Annotated in this window: 19 protein-coding genes; 4 read left to right on the top strand and 15 right to left on the bottom strand. The window is 69.1% G+C overall.

Annotated elements, in window-relative coordinates; genetic code table 11:
* Nucleotides 1-52 precede the first annotated feature (52 nt).
* On the top strand, nucleotides 53-931 hold the full coding sequence (locus OCU_RS33905; protein ID WP_080587925.1) for a ribokinase: 879 nt from the start codon (nucleotides 53-55) through the stop codon (nucleotides 929-931).
* 25 nt (nucleotides 932-956) lie between these two features.
* Here OCU_RS33905 and OCU_RS33900 read toward each other — a convergent pair whose 3' ends face one another.
* Nucleotides 957-2,999, bottom strand: coding sequence for an NAD(+) synthase (locus OCU_RS33900; RefSeq protein ID WP_014379683.1), 2,043 nt, complete (start codon nucleotides 2,997-2,999; stop codon nucleotides 957-959).
* Between the two features lie 59 nt (nucleotides 3,000-3,058).
* On the opposite strand from OCU_RS33900, the gene OCU_RS33895 reads away from it, so the two are divergent.
* Together OCU_RS33895 and OCU_RS33890 are read left to right on the top strand one after the other, a co-directional pair.
* Nucleotides 3,059-3,604 (top strand): cysteine hydrolase family protein, encoded by a 546-nt coding sequence (locus tag OCU_RS33895; RefSeq protein ID WP_008255223.1) that lies wholly within the window; start codon nucleotides 3,059-3,061, stop codon nucleotides 3,602-3,604.
* Nucleotides 3,605-3,620: 16 nt separating this feature from the next.
* Nucleotides 3,621-4,469: an NAD-dependent protein deacetylase gene (locus OCU_RS33890; RefSeq protein WP_014379682.1), complete on the top strand. Its 849-nt coding sequence runs from the start codon at nucleotides 3,621-3,623 to the stop codon at nucleotides 4,467-4,469.
* On the opposite strand, the gene OCU_RS33885 is transcribed toward OCU_RS33890, so the two are convergent.
* Nucleotides 4,466-5,743, bottom strand: a complete 1,278-nt coding sequence (locus tag OCU_RS33885) for a cytochrome P450 (protein ID WP_014379681.1) — start codon at nucleotides 5,741-5,743, stop codon at nucleotides 4,466-4,468. The genes OCU_RS33890 and OCU_RS33885 overlap by 4 nt on opposite strands.
* Nucleotides 5,744-5,846: 103 nt before the next feature.
* On the opposite strand from OCU_RS33885, the gene OCU_RS33880 reads away from it, so the two are divergent.
* The gene (locus OCU_RS33880; protein WP_014379680.1) at nucleotides 5,847-6,497 is read left to right on the top strand and encodes a TetR/AcrR family transcriptional regulator; all 651 of its coding nucleotides are present in this window, start codon (nucleotides 5,847-5,849) and stop codon (nucleotides 6,495-6,497) included.
* Nucleotides 6,498-6,527: 30 nt separating this feature from the next.
* Here OCU_RS33880 and proB read toward each other — a convergent pair whose 3' ends face one another.
* The 13 genes from proB to OCU_RS33815 form a co-directional block, all read right to left on the bottom strand.
* Nucleotides 6,528-7,631: a glutamate 5-kinase gene (gene proB / locus OCU_RS33875; RefSeq protein ID WP_009953574.1), complete on the bottom strand. Its 1,104-nt coding sequence runs from the start codon at nucleotides 7,629-7,631 to the stop codon at nucleotides 6,528-6,530.
* Nucleotides 7,628-9,127, bottom strand: a complete 1,500-nt coding sequence (gene obgE, locus OCU_RS33870; protein WP_009953573.1) for a GTPase ObgE — start codon at nucleotides 9,125-9,127, stop codon at nucleotides 7,628-7,630. Before obgE ends, proB begins: the two co-directional genes overlap by 4 nt.
* A 90-nt stretch (nucleotides 9,128-9,217) precedes the next feature.
* Complete coding sequence (gene rpmA, locus OCU_RS33865; protein WP_008255217.1) at nucleotides 9,218-9,484, bottom strand: 50S ribosomal protein L27; 267 nt, start codon at nucleotides 9,482-9,484, stop codon at nucleotides 9,218-9,220.
* A gap of 13 nt (nucleotides 9,485-9,497) precedes the next feature.
* Nucleotides 9,498-9,809 carry a 50S ribosomal protein L21 gene (rplU, locus tag OCU_RS33860; protein WP_009953572.1) on the bottom strand — a complete coding sequence of 104 codons (312 nt, stop codon included), beginning with the start codon at nucleotides 9,807-9,809 and terminating at the stop codon, nucleotides 9,498-9,500.
* A gap of 214 nt (nucleotides 9,810-10,023) precedes the next feature.
* On the bottom strand, nucleotides 10,024-12,858 hold the full coding sequence (locus OCU_RS33855; RefSeq protein WP_036458557.1) for an Rne/Rng family ribonuclease: 2,835 nt from the start codon (nucleotides 12,856-12,858) through the stop codon (nucleotides 10,024-10,026).
* Nucleotides 12,859-13,201: 343 nt separating this feature from the next.
* On the bottom strand, nucleotides 13,202-13,612 hold the full coding sequence (gene ndk, locus OCU_RS33850; RefSeq protein WP_009955946.1) for a nucleoside-diphosphate kinase: 411 nt from the start codon (nucleotides 13,610-13,612) through the stop codon (nucleotides 13,202-13,204).
* Between the two features lie 21 nt (nucleotides 13,613-13,633).
* On the bottom strand, nucleotides 13,634-13,936 hold the full coding sequence (locus OCU_RS33845) for a DUF4233 domain-containing protein (RefSeq protein WP_263645441.1): 303 nt from the start codon (nucleotides 13,934-13,936) through the stop codon (nucleotides 13,634-13,636).
* A gap of 44 nt (nucleotides 13,937-13,980) precedes the next feature.
* A complete protein-coding gene (gene folC, locus OCU_RS33840; RefSeq protein WP_009955948.1) occupies nucleotides 13,981-15,450 on the bottom strand; it encodes a bifunctional tetrahydrofolate synthase/dihydrofolate synthase in 1,470 nt (489 codons plus the stop codon).
* Entirely contained in the window at nucleotides 15,447-18,095 is a 2,649-nt protein-coding gene (locus tag OCU_RS33835) for a valine--tRNA ligase (RefSeq protein ID WP_009955949.1), read from the bottom strand. Before OCU_RS33835 ends, folC begins: the two co-directional genes overlap by 4 nt.
* Before the next feature lie 58 nt (nucleotides 18,096-18,153).
* On the bottom strand, nucleotides 18,154-19,413 hold the full coding sequence (locus tag OCU_RS33830) for a saccharopine dehydrogenase family protein (protein ID WP_014379678.1): 1,260 nt from the start codon (nucleotides 19,411-19,413) through the stop codon (nucleotides 18,154-18,156).
* Nucleotides 19,414-19,526: 113 nt separating this feature from the next.
* Entirely contained in the window at nucleotides 19,527-20,081 is a 555-nt protein-coding gene (locus OCU_RS51390) for a transglycosylase family protein (protein ID WP_026071537.1), read from the bottom strand.
* A gap of 856 nt (nucleotides 20,082-20,937) precedes the next feature.
* A complete protein-coding gene (mobA, locus tag OCU_RS33820) occupies nucleotides 20,938-21,546 on the bottom strand; it encodes a molybdenum cofactor guanylyltransferase (RefSeq protein ID WP_009955455.1) in 609 nt (202 codons plus the stop codon).
* Nucleotide 21,547: 1 nt separating this feature from the next.
* Nucleotides 21,548-22,648 carry a 2-oxoacid:ferredoxin oxidoreductase subunit beta gene (locus tag OCU_RS33815; RefSeq protein WP_014379675.1) on the bottom strand — a complete coding sequence of 367 codons (1,101 nt, stop codon included), beginning with the start codon at nucleotides 22,646-22,648 and terminating at the stop codon, nucleotides 21,548-21,550.
* Between the last annotated feature and the right edge of the window lie 14 nt (nucleotides 22,649-22,662).

The following is a 22,662-nucleotide window of genomic DNA, read 5'->3' as shown; positions in this document are numbered from 1 at the left end:
GCCGGTGCCCCACGTGTGCATCGCCATCGCGACGCGACTAACGTCGGGCCCCATGGCAGGGGTATGCGTAGTGGGCAGCGTGAACATCGATCTGTCGCTGGGCGTAGGCGCCCTCCCGCGGCCCGGCGAAACGGTGTTGGCGTCGTCGATGACACAAGCCCCCGGCGGCAAGGGCGGCAACCAGGCGGTGGCAGCCGCGCGTGCGGGCGCGCGCGTGCAGTTCGTCGGGGCCGTCGGCGACGACCCGGCCGCCGAGCAGTTGCGCGCCCACCTGCGGGCCAACGGTGTCGGGCTCGACGGGGCCGTGGAAATCCCCGGGCCCAGCGGCACCGCCGTCGTCGTCGTCGATGCCAACGCCGAGAACACAATCGTCGTGGCGCCGGGAGCCAACGGGCGGTTCACGCTGACCGATGACCGCGCGCGCGGCGTGGTCGCAGACTGCGATGTGATGTTGACCCAGCTGGAGATTCCGGTCGACACGGCGATCGCGGCGGCGCAACACGCCCGGTCGGCCGGAGCGGTCGTCGTCGTGAACGCCTCACCGGCCGGCCAGGATCCCGCTTCGCTGGGCGAGCTGGCGGCCGCCGCCGACGTGGTCATCACCAACGAAGAGGAGGCCAACGAATGGCCTTGGCGCCCAGCACACCTGGTGGTCACCCTGGGTTCGCGCGGCGCGCGCTACGCCGGCGCCGACGGCGAGTACTCGGTGCCCTCCCCCGCGGTGGACGCGGTGGACACCACCGGCGCCGGCGACGTGTTCGCCGGTGTGCTGGCCGCGAACTGGCCGCCCAATCCCGGCTCGGCGGATGAGCGGCGACTCGCGCTACGCCGCGCCTGCGCCGCCGGCGCGCTGGCGACGCTGGTTCCCGGCGCCGGTGATTGCGCACCGGACGCCGAGGCGATCGACAAGGCGCTTCAGAACGCGTCCTAGCCGCTTTGCCCGCGGCGGCCGCGCCCTAGTCCTCGGGGATTTCGCGTTCGATCTCGTCGAGCCAGATGCGTGCGGACATGTCCGAGGGGGCGCGCCAGTCACCCCGCGGCGACAGCGCGCCGCCGTGCGACACCTTGGGCCCGTTGGGCAATGCCGAACGCTTGAACTGGCTGAACGAGTAGAACCGCTGCACGAATACCTGCAGCCAGTGCCGAATTTCCTTGAGCGAGTACGACGGACGCTTGTCTTCGGGAAATCCCGGCGGCCAGTTGCCCTGCTCGGGATCGCTCCACGCATGCCAGGCCAGAAACGCGATCTTCGATGGCCGGAAGCCATACCGCAGCACGTGGAACAGTGAAAAGTCTTGCAGCGCAAACGGGCCGACTTTCGCCTCGCTGCTTTGCAGCTCTTCCTCTTCGCCGCTGGGAACCAGCTCAGGCGTGATCTCGGTGTCGAGCACGGACTGCAGCACCTCGCTGACCTTCGACTCGAACTGCTGCGAGGAAATCACCCAGCGGATCAGGTGCTGGATCAGCGTCTTGGGCACGCCGCCGTTCACGTTGTAATGCGACATCTGGTCGCCGACACCGTAAGTCGACCAGCCCAGGCCCAGCTCGGACAGGTCGCCGGTGCCCAGCACGATGCCACCGCGCTGGTTGGCCAGCCGGAACAGGTAGTCGGTGCGCAAGCCGGCCTGGACGTTCTCGAAGGTGACGTCGTAGACCTTCTCACCGCGCGAGAAGGGGTGATCGATCTCCTTGAGCATCAGCTGCGCGGTCTCGCGAATGTCGATCTCGGCGAACGTCACACCCAGGGCGCGGCACAGCTCGATCGCGTTGCGCTTGGTGCGGTCCCCGGTGGCGAAGCCCGGCAGGGTGAACGCCAGAATGTCGCTGCGCGGGCGTTGTTCGCGGTCCATCGCCCGCGCGGCGACGATCAACGCGTGCGTCGAGTCCAGCCCACCGGATATCCCGATGACGACCTTCGGGAAATTCAGGGCGCGCAAACGCTGTTCGAGGCCGGCGACCTGGATGTTGTAGCCCTCGAAGCAATCCTGTTCCAGCCGTTGCGGGTCGGCGGGCACGAAGGGGAACCGCTCGATCTCACGCCACAGCCCGATGTCGCCGCCAGGCGGGTCAAGCCGGAACTCGATGCGCCGGAACGACTCCGCCGTCGTCCGGTGGTGGCGCCGGTTGTCGTCGAACGTGCCCATCCGGAGCCGTTCCGAGCGAAGCAATTCGAGGTCGACGTCGGCGACGCTGCGCCGCTCCCCCATCGGAAAGCGCTCGGACATGGCCAGCAGGACACCGTTTTCGAACACCATGGTCTGCCCGTCCCAGGCCAGATCGGTCGTCGATTCGCCCGCGCCCGCAGCCGAATACACGTAGGCGGCCAGGCAACGAGAGGAGGCCGAACGGGCCAGCAGGCAGCGGTCCTCGGCGCGGCCGATGGTGATCGGGCTACCGGAAAGGTTGGCCAGCACCGTCGCACCCGCGAGCGCGGCCTCGGCGCTGGGCGGAATCGGCACGAACATGTCCTCGCAGATCTCCACGTGCAGCACGAGGCCGGGCAGGTCGGAGGCGGCGAACAGCAGATCGGGACCGAACGGCGCCTCGACCCCCGCGAGCCGGATGGTGCCGCGCTCGTCGTCGCCGGGCGCGATCTGGCGGCGCTCGTAGAACTCCCGATAGGTGGGCAGGTACGACTTCGGCGCCACGCCGAGCACCTCGCCGCGGTGGATGACCACGGCGGCGTTGTAGATGCGGTGCCGGTGGCGGACGGGCGCGCCGACCACCAGGACCGGCAACAACTCGGCGGAGGCCGCGACGATGTCCGCGACGGCCCTGTCGACGTCGTCGAGCAACAGGTCCTGCAGGACGATGTCTTCAATGGAGTAACCGGACAGCGTCAGCTCCGGGAAAACGGCCAGCGCTACGCCGTCGTCGTGGCACTCCCGGGCCATCCGCAGGACCGCCTCGGCGTTCGCCGCGGGGTCACCGATGACGGTGTGATGCGTGCACGCGGCGACGCGGGCAAAGCCCTGGCTGTAAGCGTTGTAAAAGTCCATCGCCCTTCCATTGTCGCCTCGGGGGTGTCAACTCCTCGCCGCCGGGTATCCCCAACGCCATGAGCGACACTGCGGTCCTGGTCGTCGACATGATGAATACCTATCAACATCCCGACGCTGACGATCTAATACCCAATGTCGAGAAGATCATCGAGCCTTTGACCGATTTGGTCCGGCGGGCACGCACGTCCGACGAGGTCGACCTGATCTATGTCAACGACAACTACGGCGACTTCACCGCCGAGTTCTCCGGGATCGTCCGCTCGGCGCTCGACGGCGCGCGGCCCGATCTGGTGAAGCCGATCGCGCCCGCCGAAGGCAGCCGGCTGATGACCAAGGTCCGCCACAGCGCCTTTTATTCGACCGCGCTGGCGTACCTGCTGAGCCGGCTGGACACCAAGCGGTTGATCATCACCGGCCAGGTCACCGAGCAATGCATCCTGTACACGGCCCTGGACGCGTACGTGCGGCACTTCCCCGTCGTGATCCCGACCGATGCGGTCGCCCACATCGACGCCGACCTGGGCGCGGCGGCCTGCAAGATGATGGAGCAGAACATGTCCGCCGAGCTCACGACCGCGGCGGACTGCCTGGACCCGGCCTGATCCGTACCCTGGGCAGGTGACCGTCTCCCGCGCAGAATCCCCCGAGTTGGTCACGCTGCTGGCCGGGCGCCGGATCGCGGTGCTGACGGGCGCGGGCGTATCGACCGATTCCGGCATCCCCGACTACCGCGGGCCCGATTCACCGCCCAGCAACCCCATGACCATCCAGCAGTTCACCGGCGACGCGGCGTTTCGGCAGCGGTACTGGGCGCGCAACCACGTCGGTTGGCGGCACATGGCCGACACGCTGCCCAACGCGGGCCATCGGGCGCTGGCGGCGCTCGAGGACGCGTCGGTGGTCACCGGCGTCATCACCCAGAACGTCGACCTGCTGCACACCAAGGCCGGCAGCCGCAACGTCATCGACCTGCACGGCACCTACGCGCGGGTGATCTGCCTGAGCTGCGGCCACACCGTGAGCCGCGCGGCGCTGGCCGAACAGCTGGAGGCGCTCAACCCCGGATTCATCGAGCGCGCCGAGGCGATCGGCGGGCTGGCGGTGGCTCCCGACGCCGACGCCGTCGTCGCCGATACCGCGTCGTTCCGCTACCTCGACTGCGTGCGCTGCGCCGGCATGCTCAAACCCGACATCGTCTATTTCGGCGACAGCGTTCCCAAAGACGTTGTGGCAGCAGCCTATAGGATGGTCGACGAGGCCGACGCGCTGCTGGTCGCGGGGTCGTCGCTGACGGTGTTCTCCGGTTATCGATTCGTGCGGCACGCGGCCGCCCTGGGCATCCCGGTCGCCATCATCAACCGCGGCAGCACCCGCGGCGACGACCTGGCCACGGTGAAGGTCGACGGCGGCTGCTCCGAACTGCTCGCGCTGCTCGCCGACGAGTTATCGCCGCTGACAACGCATTAGAAGGTGCACGGCATGCTGCGCACGGCGTGCACGAAGTTGCCCGCCAGGTACGTCGGCTCGCCCGCCTGGATGCCGGGCAGCTGACGAAACAGCTCGTGAAAGATGGCGCGCAGCTGCGCGCGGGCGACGTGCGCGCCGAGGCAGAAGTGCAGCCCGCCACCGCCGAAACCGACGTGCGGATTGGGGTCGCGCGCCAGGTTCAGGCGTTCGGGATGGTCGAACGCGTCGGTGTCCCAGTTGCCGGACGGGTAGAACATCACCACCTTCTCCCCCGCCAGAATGGTCTGACCGCCCAGCTCGATATCCGTTGCCGCCGTGCGGCGGAAGGTCATGACCGGGGTCGCCCACCGGATGAACTCCTCGACGGCGGTACCGATCCGGTTGTCGAAATCATGGAGAAGCCAAGCCTTTTCGTCGGGAAAATCGGTGAGCGCCTTCAGGGTGTGGCTGATGGTCTGGCGGGTGGTGTCGTTGCCCGCCACCGAGAGCAGCACGAAGAACGCGGCCACCTCCGCGTCTTCCAGGCGGTCCCCATCGACTTCGGCGGTGACCAGGCTGCTGATGAGGTCGTCGCCCGGGCGCTCGCGGCGTTCCGTGGCCAGGGTGCCGACGACCTGGTGAAGGTACAGCTGGTTCTCGACCAGGACTTCCATCGCCGGACGTCCGTTGAGGAATTCCGGGTCGGCCCAGGAGACCAGGGCGTCGGTGGCGTGCGCCATGCGCTCGCGCTCGGATTCCGGGATTCCCATCATGTCCGAGAGGGTCCGGATGGGCAGCTCCTTGGCGCAGTGGTCGACGAAATCCGCACCGCTGCCGGCGGTCCGCAGTTCTTCGACGATGGTCTTGGCGTTGGCCTTGATCGAGTCTTCGATGCGGCGCACCTGCCGCGGGCTCAGCGCGGCGTGGGCGAGCTTGCGCAACTTGGTGTGCCGCGGCGGATCCATCGCCAAGAACGACTGCGACGCCTCGAGCAGCTCGACGGGAATGCTCTCGAACATCACCCCCTGGCCGGACAGGAAGGCGTCGTTGTTGCGGCTGACCGCGACGATGTCGGCGCGCCGGGTGACCGCCCAAAAGCCGGGATCGGTGGGATCGGGCATCAGCGAGTCTTCGACCGGAGGATGCCAACTGACCGGGCGCTCGGCGCGCAGCACGGCGAAGGAGCGTTCGCGATCCGCCGCGGTCGTGGACCAAAACGCCCGCGAGGACAGGTCGATCTCGTCGTAGGCGCGGCCGGACTTCTCGGCCCCGGGTGTACCCGTCATCACGGCCATGACGCTGTCCTCTCCTGTATGACGCCGGTCACAAACTCCACGCGACGATATGCCTAGACAGTGTGTCTAGTCAAGATGTCGAAAGCTCGGCTATGCTCGGCGCATGTCGTCGCTCACCCGCAAGCCGCAAGGCCATCGAAGCGTGGGGCGCGAGCAGCGGCGCGAGCAAATGGAGCGCCGGCTGCTCGACGCCACCGAACGGCTGATGCGCGACGGCGCGAGCTTCACCGAGCTCAGCGTGGATCGGCTCTCCGGCGAGGCGGGCATCTCCCGCGCCAGCTTCTACATCTACTTCGAGGACAAGGGCCATCTGCTTCGCCGGCTCGCGGGCCAGGTGTTCGGCGACCTGGCCGACGGCGCGCGGCGCTGGTGGACGGTGGCCGGGCGGCACGACCCCGACGACGTGCGCGCGGCGATGAGCAGCATCATCGCCATCTATCGGCGGCACCAAGCGGTGCTGGTCGCGCTCAACGAGATGGCCGCCTATGACCCACTGACCGGGGAGGCGTATCGCGAACTGCTGACCGGCATCTCCGAACAGCTCACCCGGGTCATCGGAGAGGGCCAGGCCGACGGCTCGATCCGCCCCGAGCTGGCGCCGCTGACCACGGCCAGCGCGCTGACCTGGATGGTCGAGCGCGCCTGCCAGCAGAACCTGCCGGCGCAGCCGCCCGACTACGACGCCGAGCTGGCCACCACCCTGGCCGAGATCGTCTGGGGCGCACTGTATCTCAAGCCCACCTCGGAGCATTGATCGCGTCGGTCCGGACCGCGCCGGGCTCTGCTACACCGCCACCAAATCGTCGGCGTGCACCGCGGGCCGGCGCAGCTCGCCGGGCAGCTCGCTGGTAGAGCGGCCCATCATGGTGAGCAGTTCCGTCGCGTCGTAGGCGACCACGCCACGGGCCACCATCGCCGCGTCCGGCCCGCGCAATTCGACGACGTCGCCGCCGAAGAACCGGCCGGACACCGCGGTGATCCCCGCGGGCAGCAGCGAGCGGCGCTGCCCGACGACCGCGCGCACCGCCCCCTCGTCGAGGGTCAGCGCGCCGGCGGCCTCGGCGGCGTAACGCACCCAGAACCGCCGCGCCGACATCCGGGCCGGCCGCGCGGCGAACACAGTGCCGACCGACGCGTCGGTGAGCGCGGTCGAGGCATCGGACGCCGCAGCCAGCAGCACCGGCACGCCGGCGTCGGCGGCCAGCAGCGCCGACGACAGCTTCGAGGTCATGCCGCCGGTGCCCAAATCACTGCCGGGTCCGGCGATCACACCGACCAGATCCGCCGAACCCGATACCTCCGGGATGAACCGGGCGCCTTCGGTTTTGCGTGGATCGGAGTCGTACAGCCCGTCGATGTCGGACAACAACACCAGCGCCTCGGCGCCGACCAGGTGCGCCACCAGCGCCGAAAGCCGGTCGTTGTCGCCGAACCGGATCTCGTTGGTGGCCACCGTGTCGTTTTCGTTGACGATGGCCACCGCATGCAGGGCCCGCAGCCGATCCAGGGTGCGCTGAGCGTTGGTGTGCTGGGCGCGCATCGAGATGTCGTGCGCGCTCAGCAGCACCTGCCCGACCGTGCGGCCGTAGCGGGCAAACGCGGCGCTCCACGAATTCACCAGCGCGACCTGACCGACGCTGGCCGCGGCCTGCTTCGTCGCCAAATCCCGTGGGCGACGGGACAATCCGAGAGGTTCGATGCCGGCGGCGATGGCACCCGAGGACACGATGACGACGTCGGTGCCCGCCTTCATCCGCGTCTCGATCGCGTCGGCGAGACCGGCGAGCCGGCCGGCGTCGAATACGCCGGCTTCGGTGGTCAACGCGTTGGTGCCCACCTTGACCACCAGGCTGCGCGCGTTCCGGATGGCGTCGCGCTGCGGGGTCATGACTCCTCACCGCCGCCTCTGGTCCTGCGCCGCTCCTCCGCATCGCTGCGCTCTGCATCGTCGCCGGTGCGGCGCTGCCGCCGGGCGGCCTTGCGCTCCGCGGCCCCGACCCGCTCGCTGCGCTCGAGCCGCGCGTCGGTTCCCCTGCCCGACAACGTAACCTGCTGTCCCGCAGGCGTTTGCGGCTCCCAATCGAACGTCATGTCGCCGATGGTCACTTCGCACCCCGCGCGCGCACCCAGCCGCAGCAGTTCCTCCTCGACTCCGAGGCGCGCCAGGCGGTCGCCGAGATACCCCACGGCCTCGTCGTTGTCGAAGTTGGTCTGACGCACCCAGCGTTCGGGCCGCGCGCCGCTGACCACGAAGGCGCCCGGCTGCTGCGGATCCGGCTCGACGCGAAAGCCGCTGTCGTCGACGGGGATCGGACGGATCACCGGGCGGCGCGGCACGATCTCGGGTTGGGCGGCCTTGTATTCCGAGATCATCGTCCACAGCCCAAAGATCAATGGCTGCAGACCTTCTCGCGCGACGGTCGACACCAAGAACACCGGCCATCCGCGCTCGGCGATCTCGTCGTAAACGAATTCGGCGAGCTCGCGCGCCTCGGGGACGTCGATCTTGTTGAGCACCACCGCGCGGGGCCGGTCGGCGAGATCGCCCAGCGTCGCGTCCCCCCGCAGGGTGGGCGTATACGCGGCGAGTTCGGCCTCGAGCGCGTCGATATCGGAGATCGGGTCGCGGCCGGGCTCGGCGGTGGCGCAGTCGACGACGTGCACCAGCACGGCGCATCGCTCGATGTGCCGGAGGAAGTCCAGGCCCAGGCCGCGGCCCTGCGAGGCGCCGGGGATCAGGCCGGGAACGTCGGCGACGGTGAAGGTGTGCTCGCCGGCCGACACGACGCCGAGGTTGGGGACCAGCGTGGTGAAGGGGTAGTCGGCGATCTTGGGTTTGGCCGCCGAGATGGTGGACACCAGCGACGACTTGCCGGCCGACGGGAAGCCGATCAGGCCGGCGTCGGCGACGGTCTTGAGTTCCAGCGTCAGGTCGCGGGTCTCGCCCTGCTCACCCAGCAGCGCAAAACCGGGAGCCTTGCGCGCGCGGGAGGCGAGCGCGGCGTTGCCCAGGCCGCCGCGACCACCGGCGGCGGCTTCGAAGCGGGTGCCCGCGCCCACCAGGTCGGCCAGCAGCCGGCCGTTGTCGTCGAGGACGATGGTTCCGTCGGGGACTTTGACTTCCAGGTCGGCGCCGGCGGCGCCGTCGCGGTTGCTGCCCATCCCCTGCTTGCCCGACGGCGCGGTGACGTGGGGATGGAAATGGAAGTCGAGCAGGGTGTGGACCTGGGGATCGACGACGAAGACGATGCTGCCGCCGCGGCCGCCGTTGCCGCCGTCGGGGCCGCCGAGTGGCTTGAACTTCTCGCGATGGACCGAGGCGCAGCCGTTGCCCCCGGAACCGGCGCGCGCATGGATGACGACGCGGTCGACGAACCGAGGCATCGTGGGTCCTCTCACCCGTCTCGCTCGCCGAACGTGCGGCTACTGCGAGAATTGCCTCGAATTATCGCAGTGGGTGCACGCTCGCGGCGCTCAGTCGGTGGCTTGTCCGGCCGCGACGATGTTGACGGTCTTGCGGCCGCGCTTGATTCCGAATTCGACGGCGCCGGCTTCCTTGGCGAACAACGTGTCGTCGCCGCCGCGCCCGACACCAACGCCCGGGTGGAACTTGGTGCCGCGCTGACGAACGATGATCTCGCCGGCCTTGACGACCTGGCCGCCGAATCGCTTCACGCCCAGCCGCTGTGCGGCGGAATCGCGACCGTTGCGCGAGCTGGAAGCGCCCTTCTTGTGTGCCATGTCTTCGCCTTTACTACTTGATGCCGGTGACCTTCAGGACCGTCAGCTGCTGACGGTGGCCCTGACGCTTGTGGTAGCCGGTCTTGTTCCGGAACTTGTGGATGCGGATCTTGGGGCCCTTGGTGTGCTCGAGCACTTCGCCGGTGACCGCGACCTTGGCCAGCGCCGCCGCGTCGGTGGTCACCTTGGCGCCGTCCACCACCAGTGCGACCGGCAGCGACACATTCGAACCCGGCTCAGAGTCGAGCTTCTCGACCTTGACCACGTCCCCGACGGCGACCTTGTACTGCTTGCCGCCCGTCTTGACGATTGCGTAGGTCGCCATCGTTGCTCTGCTCCTTCTTCTAGCCGCTGCTCGGCGCGTCGCGCGCGAACCAGCCGCGGTGCACGTGGTGGGTCTGGGTTGCGGGCCTGCTCCGATTCCCCGGGAGTCCCGCTGCCGCCGGCCAAAGCTTAGTCGCCCGGCCTGACGACAACTGTCCAAGGGTACGTGACCAGCGGCTACAGGGTCAAACCGGACACGACCTGGCTGTCGGGGCTCAGTCCGCGTGGATCGGCGGCCCGGCGGGCCTGCCCGCCGCGCGTCGGCGCCGGGGGCGGCCCTGGGTTGGGCCGCCCTGGTCCGCCGTGGCCGAACCGCCGTCGGCATCGTCGGAGTCGTCGGAATCGTCGGAGTCCTCGGTGTCCAGGTCGTCGTCGTCGAGTTCGAGGTCCTCGTCGTCGTCGCCCAGGTCTTCCTCGTCATCGAGGTCGTCGTCATCCGAGTCGTCGTCCGAGTCGTCGTCGGAATCGTCGTCCGAGTCGTCGTCGGTGTCGTCGTCCGAGTCGTCGTCGGTGTCGTCGAAGTCCTCTTGGTCGGCGTCGGAGACGTCCTCGTCGCGCCGCGCCTTCTCGTCGAACTCGTCGCTGGTTTCCTCGGTGGCCTCGTCGGATTCGTCGTCCTCGGATGCCGCCTGCGTGGACGAGCCGGCCGCCATCGCTTTGAACATCGGGTGCTCGCCGGGCGAATGGACGGGCACCTTGGCCACGACCGGCTCCTCGGCCTTGTTCTTCTTGCGCCGGCCGCGCCGGCCCCCGGACTCGGACTTGCGGCCGTTCGACGGGGCCGAATCCACCGGGTCGGTGTGCAGCAGGATGCCGCGGCCGCCACAGTTCGGGCACGACGTCGAGAAGGCCTCGACCAGTCCGGTGCCCAACCGCTTGCGGGTCAGCTGCACCAAACCGAGCGACGTCACCTCGGACACCTGATGGCGGGTGCGGTCACGGGCCAGCGCCTCGGTGAGCCGGCGCAGCACCAGATCGCGGTTGGATTCCAGCACCATGTCGATGAAGTCGATGACGACGATGCCGCCGATGTCGCGCAGCCGCAGTTGGCGCACGATCTCCTCGGCCGCCTCGAGGTTGTTCTTGGTGACCGTCTGCTCGAGGTTCCCCCCGGAGCCAGTGAACTTGCCGGTGTTGACGTCGACCACCGTCATCGCCTCGGTCCGGTCGATCACCAGGGTGCCGCCCGAGGGCAGCCAGACCTTGCGGTCCATCGCCTTGGCCAGCTGCTCGTCGATGCGGTGCACGGCGAACACGTCCGGCCCGCTCGACCCGTCCGGCCCGGCGGGCGGCTCGTATTTGCTCAGCTTCGAAACAAGGTCGGGCGCAACGGAATTCACGTATTCGTTGATGGTGTTCCAGGCCTCGTCCCCGGAGACGACCAAGCCCGCGAAGTCTTCGTTGAACAGGTCGCGGATGACCTTGACCAGCACGTCGGGCTCTTCGTAGAGCGCCACGGCGGCCCCGGCGGCCTTCTCCTTGATCTCGATGGCCTTGGCCTCGATTTGCTTCCAGCGCTCCTGCAGGCGGGTGACGTCGTTGCGGATGTCGTCTTCCTTGACGCCCTCGGACGCGGTCCGGATGATCACCCCCGCGTCGGACGGCACCACCTCGCGCAGGATCTCCTTGAGGCGCTGGCGTTCGGTGTCGGGCAACTTGCGGCTGATCCCGGTCGACGACGCCCCCGGCACGTAGACCAGGTAGCGGCCCGCGAGCGACACCTGCGTGGTGAGCCGCGCCCCCTTGTGCCCGACCGGGTCCTTGCTGACCTGGACGACGACATAGTCGCCGGGCTTGAGCGCCTGTTCGATCTTGCGGTCGGACCCGCCGAGTCCGGCGGCCTCCCAGTTGACCTCGCCGGCGTAGAGCACGCCGTTGCGGCCGCGGCCGATGTCGACGAAGGCCGCCTCCATCGAGGGCAGCACGTTCTGCACGATGCCGAGGTAGATGTTGCCGACCAGGGACGCCGACGCGGCCGAGGTCACGAAGTGCTCAACGACGATGCCGTCCTCGAGGACGGCGATCTGGGTATACCGCGAACCCTGGTGTGGCGGCTCGCTGCGGACCCGGTCCCGGACGACCATGACGCGTTCGACGGCCTCGCGGCGGGCCAGGAATTCGGCCTCGGTCAGCACCGGGGGGCGGCGCCGCCCGGCGTCGCGGCCGTCGCGGCGTCGTTGGCGCTTGGCCTCCAGCCGAGTCGAGCCGTCGATGCCCTTGATCTCGTTGCTCGCGCTGCCGCCGTCGCCGCCGTTCTTGCCATTGCGGGGCGGCCGCTCGTGCACGACCGTGTTGGGCGGGTCGTCGGGTGAAGGCCCTTCGTCGTTGTCGTCGCCCGATCCGGATTTGCGGCGCCGGCGCCGGCGGCGGCGACGGCTGCCACCATCCGCCGAACCGTCGTCACCGCCCTCGGAGTCGTCGCCGTCGTCGGAGTCCTCGTCGTCGGCGTCGTCGGAATCGCCGGAGTCGGACTGGGCGCCCTTCTTGCCCCGGCCCTGCGGCTCGTCGTCGTCGCCGTCGTTCTGGCCCTCGGGTCCGCCCTGCTCGCCGCGCCCGCGGCCGCGGCCCCGGCGGCCGCGACGGCGCCGCCGGTTCGACGGGCGGTCGGCCTGCTCGTCGTCGTCGCCGTCGGAATCGTCGGAGTCGGCGCTCTCGTCGGTGTCGGTGTCGGTGTCGCTGTCATCGTCGCTGTCCAGTGGCTGCGGCGCGACGAAGAGCGGCATGTAATGCGGCCGCTCGGCGGCGTTGTCGGGGGTTTCCAGCATCAGCCGGGATTCGGGTTCGCCGGCATCCACGACGGGTTCGGTGGCGGCGTCCGGGGATTCCTGGGGCTGGGCGGCCAGCAGGTCACGCACCCGCACCGCGTCGGCGCGGTCCACGGTGGAGTGTGCGCTGCGAATCCGCCCGTCCAGCTCGCTGAGCGCGTCCAGGACCCGTTTGCTGGTGGTTCCCAGCGTCCGGGCCAACGAATGGACCCTCAACCGGTCGGGCAGCTCCCCGGACCGGGCCGATTCTTCTGATGGGTCTGCAGTTGGTGCACCGTCTACCACGTATTCTCCTCAAGCCCCCGGGCGCGTCGTTGCGACGCGGCCACGCGAGGGCTTCGCTATGGGCCCGGGTCACTTCTCCCGGGCTTGTGATGGTCTCGCCCCGAGCGGCTCAGGTTAGAACCCACTCGGCGCCGTGCTGAATGACGGCCTGACATGCAGCGAACCAAGGCGACGGGGCTATGGTCGCGCTTGTCTAAGTCTTCATTCGGGTGTCTGACGCCGGTCCGGCGACGTTCACCCGACATCAGTATCCCACATCACGTCGGCGCCCAAGCCACACCTGATGCAGCCCGGTCGGACGAACCCCGGTCCGCAACGCGCCGCGGGGACGATCGTCGCAGCTCTAGGCGTCGGGAAACCAGAGCCCGATTTCTCGCTTGGCCGACTCGATCGAATCCGAGCCGTGCACCAGATTGAACTGCGTCTCGAGCCCGAAATCGCCCCGGATCGTGCCGGGGATCGCCTTCTCGACCGGGTCGGTACCGCCCGCGAGCTGCCGAAACGCCGCGATCGCGCGCGGTCCCTCCACGATGGCCGCGACCACCGGCCCCGAGGTGATGAATGCCAGCAACGACTCGAAGAAAGGCTTGCCCTCGTGTTCCGCGTAGTGCTGGGCGGCGAGGTCTTGGCTGACGTGCCGGAGTTTCAGCGCGGCGAGGGTGAGGCCTTTTCGCTCGATCCGGCCGATGATCTCCCCCACCAGCTGTCGCTGGACGCCGTCCGGCTTGATCAGTACCAATGTCCGTTCGGTCACGGCGGACAGCGTACCGCCGGGCTACCCCTGCCTGCGCCGGACCTCGGCCCGGAAGTAGGCGATCAAGCCCCACAACCCGGTGAACAACACGCCGATGAACCCCACGCCGGGATACACGGCGAAGCCGGCGAGCAGGATCACCTGCACTCCGAGGTTGGCCCAGATGGCCCAGGGTTTGCGCTGCACCCCGCCCATCAGGATCAGCAGTACGGCCAGGCCGATCAGGTAGGCCAGCGACGCCGTCGTGAGGCCTCCGCCGACCGCGCCCACCACCGGGATCGCGAGCAGCACCACGATCGCTTCCAGAAACAGCGTGAGGGCCATCACCGCGCCGAAGCTGCGCCAGGGGTCGGGCCGGTTCTGGTCGGTCACTGCGGATCACGCCCGAACAGGGTGCGCGCCGCGCCGGCGGTGACGACCGAGCCGGTGATGACGATCCCGGTCCCGGAGAAGTCCTCGGCGTGGCCGTCGAGCGCGGCCCCCTCCACCTCGGAGTCGACCAGCGCGGTCGCGACGTCGATGGCGTCGCGCAGGTTCTCGGCGGTGCTCACCCGGTCGGGCCCGAACGTCTCGCGCGCCGCCAGGGCCAGCGATTCGACATCGACCGCCCGCGGGGACCCGTTGTGGGTGACCACGACGGCGTCGAACACCGGTTGCAGGGCGGCGAGGATGCCGTCGACGTCCTTGTCGGCCAGCACGCTGAGCACCCCTACCAGATAGCGGAAGTCGAATTCGCCCGCCAGCGTCTGCGCCAGCGCGGCGGCACCGGCGGGGTTGTGCGCGGCGTCGATGAACACAGTGGGCGCGCTGCGCATCCGCTCCAGCCGGCCCGGGCTGACGACGGCGGCGAAACCCGCGCGAACCGCCTCGACGTCGAGCTGACGCTGCGCGCCGGCGCCGAAGAAGGCCTCGACGGCGGCCAGCGCCAGGGCCGCATTGTGCGCCTGGTGTTCTCCGTGCAGCGGCAGGTAGACGTCGGAATACACCCCGCCCAGCCCCTGCAGCTGCAGCACCTGCCCGCCGATGGCGACCTGGCGGCCCAGCACGGCGAACTCCGAATCCTCGCGGGCCACCGCGGCGTCGGCTTGAACGGTTTGGGCCAACAACACTTCCATCGCCTCGGGCGCCTGACGCGCGATGACCGCCACGGTGTCGGGTGCGCCCTCGGGCGCCCGGGTGATGATGCCGGCCTTCTCCCCCGCGATGCCGGCGAGGTCGTCGCCCAGGTAGTCGACGTGGTCGAGGGCGATCGGGGTGATGGCCGCCACCGGGGCGTTGATCACGTTGGTGGCGTCCCAGCGCCCACCCATCCCCACCTCGACCACGGCGACGTCGACGGGGGCGTCGGCGAACGCGGCGAACGCCATCGCGGTCAGCACCTCGAACTTGCTCATCGCGGGCCCGCCGGCGGCCTGCGATTGCGCGTCGACCATCTGCACGAACGGCTCGATCTCGCGGTAGGTCGCCACGTACTGCGCGGGGCTGATCGGCTTGGCATCGATCGAGATGCGTTCCACCGCCGATTGCAGGTGCGGGCTGGTGGTGCGCCCGGTGCGCCGGTGCAGCGCGGTGATCAGCGCGTCGATCATCCGGGCCACCGAGGTCTTGCCGTTGGTGCCCGCGACGTGGATCGACGGGTAGGCCAATTGCGGTGAACCCAGCAGGTCCATCAGCGCGCTGATCCGGGTCAGGCTCGGCTCGATCTTGGTTTCGGGCCAGCGCTGGTCCAGCAGGTGCTCGACCTGCAACAGGGCAGCGATCTCGTCCGGGGTGGGGTCCGGGGTGGGAACCGCGCCGGGAACTTCGGGGTCCTCAGCCCACTCGGGCGGCTCGGTCATTGCAGCCCGGCTAGCCGCGCGTTGATCCGCTCGGTTTCCTCCTGGGCCAGGCGTTGACGGTCCCGGATCTTGTCGACGACGTTTTGGGGGGCCTTGCCCAGGAAGTCCTCGTTGGCCAATTTGGCGGTGGTCGACGCCAGTTCCTTGTGCGCCGCGGCCAGATCCTTTTCCAGCCGGCGACGCTCGGCGGCGACGTCGATGGTGCCCGAGGTGTCCAGTTCGACGACGACGGTGCCGCCGCTCAGCCTGACTTCCACCGACGCCGACGGGCGGAATCCCGGCCCGGCGGCCGTCAGCCACGCCAGCGACGTCACCGCGCTCACCTGGGTGCCCAGATCGGCTCCCTCGACGCCCGTCATCCGGGCCGGCACCTTCTGGCGGTCCGCCAGCCCCTGATCGCTGCGGAACCGGCGCACCTCGGTCACCAGCTTCTGCATGTCGGTAACCCGTTGCGCGGCAACCTGATCCAGGGCTATCCCGGACGGCTGCGGCCAGTCGGCGATCACCAGAGTCTCGTTGTGGGTCAGCGCCTGCCAGAGGGCCTCGGTGATGAACGGGATCACCGGGTGCAGCAGCCGCAGCAGGGTGTCCAGCGTCGCCGCCAGCACCGCCGTCGTGTGCGCGACCCCCTCGGCCAGTTGCGTCTTGGCCAATTCCACGTACCAGTCGCAGAATTCGTCCCAGGCGAAGTGGTAGAGCGCTTCGCAGGCGCGGCTGAACTCGTAGTTGTCGAACGCCGAATCGACTTCCGCGCGAACCTCTTCCAGTCGCCCGAGGATCCATCGGTCGGCGTCGGTGAGTTCGGCCGGCGGGGGCAGGGACGCCAGCTGCGCGCCGTTGAGCAGCGCGTAGCGGGTGGCGTTGAACAGCTTGGTGCAGAAATTGCGCGACGCCCGGACGTGGTCCTCGCCGATCGCCAGGTCACCGCCCGGGCTGGCGCCGCGGGCCAGCGTGAACCGCAGGGCGTCGGCGCCGAAGAGTTCCACCCAGTCCAGCGGGTCGATGACGTTGCCCTTGGACTTGCTCATCTTGCGCCCGGATTCGTCGCGGATCAGCCCGTGCAGGAAGACATCGGTGAACGGCACCTGCGGGCCGCGGCGACCGTCCAGGGTGATGGCGTCGTCGTCGCCGACGAACGTGCCGAACATCATCATCCGGGCCACCCAGAAGAACAAGATGTCGTAGCCGGTAACCAGAACGCTTGTCGGGTAGAACTTTTCGAGCTCGGGGGTCTTGTCCGGCCAGCCCAGGGTGGAAAACGGCCACAGCGCCGAGGAGAACCAGGTGTCCAGCACGTCGGGGTCCTGTTCCCAGCCTTCCGGCGGCGTCTCGTCGGGACCCACGCACACCTGCTCCCCGTTGGGCCCGTACCAGATCGGGATGCGGTGGCCCCACCACAGCTGCCGCGAGATCGTCCAATCGCGCATGTCGTCGACCCAGGCGAACCAACGCGGCTCCAGGCTTGCGGGGTGAATCACGGTGTCGCCGTTGCGCACCGCGTCGCCGGCCGCCTTGGCCAGCGACTCGACGCGGACAAACCACTGCAGCGACAGCCGCGGCTCGATCGGTTCACCGCTACGCTCGGAGTGCCCGACGCTGTGCAGGTATGGTCGCTTCTCCTCGACGACGCGGCCCTCGGCGGCCAGCGCCTCGCGGACCGCGACGCGGGCCTCGAAGCGGTCCATCCCGTCGAATTGCGTTCCGGTATCGACGATTCGGCCCTTGGTGTCCAGGATCGAGATCATCGGCAACCCGTGCCGCAGCCCGATCTCGAAGTCGTTCGGGTCGTGTGCGGGCGTGACTTTGACTGCGCCGGTACCGAATTCGGGGTCCACGTGCTCGTCGGCGACGACGACCAGCTCACGGTCGACGAAGGGATGCGCCAGTGTGGTGCCGACCAGGTGGCGGTATCGCGCGTCGTCCGGATGCACGGCGATCGCGGTGTCGCCGAGCATCGTCTCGACCCGGGTGGTCGCGACCACGATGTGCGGCTGCGAGTCGTCGAGCGAGCCGTAGCGGAACGACACCAGCTCGCCCTCGACGTCGAGGTAGTCGACCTCGATGTCGGAAATCGCGGTCTGAAGCACCGGCGACCAGTTGACCAGCCGCTCCGCCCGATAGATCAGCCCGGCGTCGTAGAGCCGCTTGAAGATGGTGCGGACCGCCCGCGACAGGCCCTCGTCCATGGTGAACCGGTCGCGGCTCCAGTCGACCCCGTCGCCGAGCCGGCGCATCTGGCCGCCGATGGCGCCGCCGGACTCGCGCTTCCAGTCCCAGACCTTCTCGACGAACAGCTCCCGGCCGAAGTCCTCTTTGGTCTTGCCGTCGACCGCGAGCTGCTTTTCCACCACGCTCTGGGTGGCGATGCCGGCGTGGTCCATGCCCGGCTGCCACAACACCTCATATCCCTGCATCCGCTTGCGGCGGGTCAGGGCGTCCATCATGGTGTGTTCGAGCGCGTGACCCATGTGCAGGCTGCCGGTCACGTTCGGCGGCGGCAACACGATCGAGTAGCCGGGCTTGGCGCTGGCCGGGTCCGCCGCGAAGTATCCGGCGTCGACCCACTTCTGGTAGATCGCGCCCTCGGCCGCAGCGGGATCCCACGACTTGGGCAGGTCGGTGGCGGGGCTGGGGCTGGCGGTCACCCGTCAATTCTAGGGAGCGCCGTTTACCCTCGTGTAAGTGCCCGAACCGTGAGCCGGGTCACCCCGCGAGCCGCTCAACCTGCAAGGACACACCCGCGGCGGGGAACCGGTCCAGCAGCGCGTCGCCCATCGCGGCCGCGGGCGTGAGGACGCCGTGCAGGTCCGGGAGCTTGTCACGGTCGAATGCCAGCGCCATGCCGCACTCCCCCAGCAGCACCGACGTCGCCTTGTAGCCCGGGTCGCCGCGCTGTTCCATGCGCGCCACGTAGCGGGCCCCGGTGCTGGTGGTGGTGTAGGTCTCGATGCGGTAGTAGCCGCGCTCGCGGGCGGACTCGCTCGGGCCGGTGCCCGGTTTGGGCACGATTCGCTCCACCAGCCGGCGCGGCAGCAGCCGGAAATAGCGGCTGCCCAGCCCGAAGGTCGCGGCGCCCACCCCGCCGACCACGGCGGAGGCCACCGGCGCGATCGGCGACGAGCCCAGGCTCAGGCTTTCGCTGTAGCGCAGCTGGCGGCCGTAGGCCCAGTCCAGCAATGCGTTGCTGCGCCGCACGATCCGGGTGTTGTAGGGCGCCATGACGAAGCCCGCGGTCCACAGCCCGCTCAGTTCCGGCGCGATCCGACGACCGCGACGCCAGGGCAGGTCGGGCTGCGGACCGATGTCGGGTTCGGCGCCGCGGTCGCTGCTGAGCGTGTACGGGTCGGCGAGTTGGCGGCGGGCCTCGGGATCGCGCGAGGCGGTGTCGAGCACCTCCAGCATCGACGCGACGGTGCCGCCGGACACCCCGCCCGAGAAGGAACGGACCACCAGGTCGGTGTCGGCGAGCTCGCCGGCGCCGTCGTCGCGCGCCGCGCGGTACAGCGCATACACACTGAGGTCCGAAGGCACGGAATCGAATCCGCACGCGTGCACGATGCGGGCGCCGGTATCCGCGGCCTGCTTGTGGAATTGGTCGATGCTGTCGCGGACGAACATCGCCTCCCCGGTCAGGTCGGCGTAGTCGGTGCCCGCCGCGGCGCAGGCGGCCACCAGCGGCAGCCCGTAGCGCGTGTAGGGCCCGACCGTGGTGATGACGACCTGGGTGCGCGCCGCCATCTCGTTCAGCGTCGAGGGCGATGAGGCGTCCGCGTTCAGGACGGGCCACGACCGCGCGGTTTCGCTCAGCGTGTCGCGGACGGCGCGCAGCCGGTCGGGCGACCGGCCGGCCAGGGCGATCCGTTTGTCCGGTGCCGAGCGGGCCAGGTAGTCGGCGGTGAGCTTCCCGACGAAGCCGGTCGCCCCGTACAGCACAATGTCGAATTCACGCGGCGTTGCGGTCACGGGCCCGACGCTACCCGACTACGGGGGTGGCGACCGCTGGAGACAAGGAGTGCCGGGCACGGGGCCCGGCACTCCTTATATGTGCGGCTTATATGTATGCCAGAAGCCGTCGGTCAGCCGCGGCGTCCGCACACCGGCCAGGCGCCGATGCCCTGAGAATGCAGCACGTTCTCGGCGACGCGGATCTGCTCCTCGCGGCTCGCGCCGGACGGGGAACCGCTACCGCCGTTCGCGCGCCAGGTGCTGGGCGTGAACTGCAGGCCGCCCGCGTAGCCGTTGCCGGTGCTGATGCTCCAGTTACCGCCCGACTCGCACTGCGCGATGGCGTCCCAGTTGACGCTGTACGCCCTGACGGGCGGGGGCGGCGGGACGTCCGGGCCAGGAGGCGGCGGAACGTTCGGGTCGAAGCCCACGGGCGCCGGCGGGGCATCCGGAGCCGGAGGGGCGTCCGGGGCCGGGGGCGGAGGCGCGTCCGGGGCCGGGGGCAGGGCTTCCGGGGCCGGAGGCGCGTCCGGCGCCGGGGCGTCCGGCGCGGGGGCGTCCGGGGCGGCAGCAGGAATGTTCGGGTCGAAGCTCACCGCTTCGTCTGCGTGGGCGGTGGCCGACGGGATGGTCACGAGCGTGCCCGTGACCGCGGCAAGCATGAGCGTCTTACGGACGTTCTGCAATATCTTTCCTTTCGCTGCGCGCGCGCCAAAGCAAGCCCACGCAGGTGGGCTGAAGGTGTTGGCTTGAATGCCTGCTTTGGAACGTGCCGTCTGGGTCAGGCACGACAGCGGCGGGCCAGGTATGCCCGGCGGGTTGTCACCCACCGACCACGGTTGGGCTCTCGCCGTCCGTGGCGCCGCTCACACGCGGGTCCGTGGATTCAGTTTTGTTGATTACTTTTCCGTAACCCGTTGCGGGCTAACAGGGACCGTAGAGAACGCCGGCGCGTTCGTCATCTTCGGAAATCGCAGATCTCGTTTCGGTAACGACGCGATCACGCGGTGATAGCAGGCCCATTCACGCAGGTCACGGTCGAATTTTCCGCGCGGGCGCGTCGGCCGGATCCGCAAACAAATGGTGAGCCTAATCACGCGTATTTTGTGAGCTGGCGCACGATTATTCGGGTCGATATTGCCGATTCGCCGCAGTGACAACGCATCTGCCTTCTCCGTCGGAAGGGGGCGCAGCGTACCGCATGCCGGCACCGCTTCTCACGTCGCCACGCGGGAAAGGCAAGGAAAAGTCGAGAGCCGCCGAATTGCGGTGTCTTACAGAGATATTCGTCCGTCACAGTCCCACCCAGCCGAGTCGGTCGATGAGACCTCGTGGATTGCGCCTTCTGGCAATAACTTTCGCTAAACGTGTTCAGCGACAAAATTTTTCAGGAATGGAGGCGACGTTGCCGCAGGCCGGGATCGCCTGGGGCGGATCCACCGGACGGCGCCAAGACGGCCGCGGGCATTTCCGCGAGGAATCCTTAAATCGACACTGCCCCAACGGATCACGACGGCTTACAGACCGGCGCAGCGGACGGCGTCAGGCCTGCAGCTGCGCCAGAGCGCGCAGGTCACTCTCCGAGTTGACGTTGGCCAGGAAACGCGATTCCGGCAGCACGATCTGCTGGGCGTCGGAGGCGTCGATCAAGGCACGCATCGAGCGGGCACCGGCGGCGACCAGGCCGTCGATCCGCTCGGCCAGATCGGTGCGATACACCGCGGCGAGGTAGTGACTGCGGCCGTCCCACGGCAGCACGATTTCGGCGTTGGTCTCGGTGGCCAGCCCGATCAGGTCGTCGATCAAACTCGCTGACAGCAGCGGCATGTCGACGGCGCAGACGAAGGCGAAGCGTGCGCCCGTTTCCGCCGCGGCGCGCAGGCCGCCCCCGGTCGCCGGCAGTGGCCCCTGGCCGCGCACCTCGTCGCGAAGCACGCGCGCCGGCACCTCGGGCAGCGGTTGCCCCGGCGCGGCCATCACGAAGATCGGCTCGCAGCGCTGAGAGACCACCCCGACCACGTGCTCGAGCAGCGTGGCGGCCCCGCCGGGACCCGGCAGGGTCGCCTTGTCGCGGCCCATTCGCCGCGATTCGCCGCCGGCCAGCACTATTCCAGCCAGGGACACTGTGGTGTCCGGCACCCGCTCGGCCACGTCAGTCGACGGTCCAGGTGTCGCGGCCCCGCAGCAGCGACTGCAGTGCCGCGGAGTCGAACGGCTTCGCCGACTGGGCCGCCTGAATCTGCGAGCGGGCCGCGTCGTCGTAGGTGGGCCGGTTGATGTTGCGGAAGATGCCCAGCACCGTGTGCTCGAGGTTCTGATCCGACAGCCGCGACAGGGCGAACGCGTAGGCCGAGTTGTCGCTGTGCGCGTCGTGCACCACGATCTCGTCGACGGAGACGTCGGCGGTCTTGGCCACCTCCAGGCCGAAGCCGGACTTCACCACGCAGTATTCGCCGTTGGCGCCGAACACAATTGGCTCGCCGTGACGGACGTTGATGACCCGCTCCTCGGCGCCTTCCTTGCGCAGCGCGTCGAACGAGCCGTCGTTGAAGATCGGGCAGTCCTGCAGGATCTCGACGACGGCGGCGCCCCGGTGCCCGGCGGCGGCGCGCAGCACCTCGGTCAGGCCGTTGCGGTCGGAGTCCAGCGCGCGGCCGACGAAGGTCGCCTCGGCGCCCAGGGCCAGCGACACCGGGTTGAACGGGTGGTCCAGCGACCCCATCGGGGTCGACTTCGTGACCTTGCCGACCTCCGAGGTGGGCGAGTACTGCCCCTTGGTCAGCCCGTAGATCCGGTTGTTGAACAGCAGGATGGTGATGTTGACGTTGCGGCGCAGCGCGTGGATCAGGTGGTTACCGCCGATCGACAGGGCGTCGCCGTCGCCCGTGACCACCCACACCGACAGGTCCTCGCGGGCCAGCGCCAGGCCGGTGGCGATGGCGGGCGCACGGCCGTGGATCGAGTGGAATCCGTAGGTCTCGAGGTAGTAGGGGAAGCGGCTCGAGCAGCCGATGCCGCTGATGAACACGATGTTCTCGCGGCGCAACCCGAGGTCCGGCAGGAAGTTGCGGATGGTGTTGAGGATGACGTAGTCCCCGCAGCCCGGGCACCAACGCACCTCCTGGTCGCTGGTGAAGTCCTTGGACTTCTGGGGCTGGTCCTCGGCGGACAAGGTGGGGACCCCGTCGTTCTTGGTCAACTTCGGGGTCACACCGAGGTCTTTGCCCGCCAGATTGCCGATCAGGTCAGTCACGAGCGCCGCTCCTC

Origin of the sequence: Mycobacterium intracellulare ATCC 13950, assembly GCF_000277125.1 — a bacterium.
Taxonomy (GTDB): Bacteria; Actinomycetota; Actinomycetes; order Mycobacteriales; family Mycobacteriaceae; genus Mycobacterium; species Mycobacterium intracellulare.
This window is presented reverse-complemented; position numbering and strand designations above follow the sequence as displayed.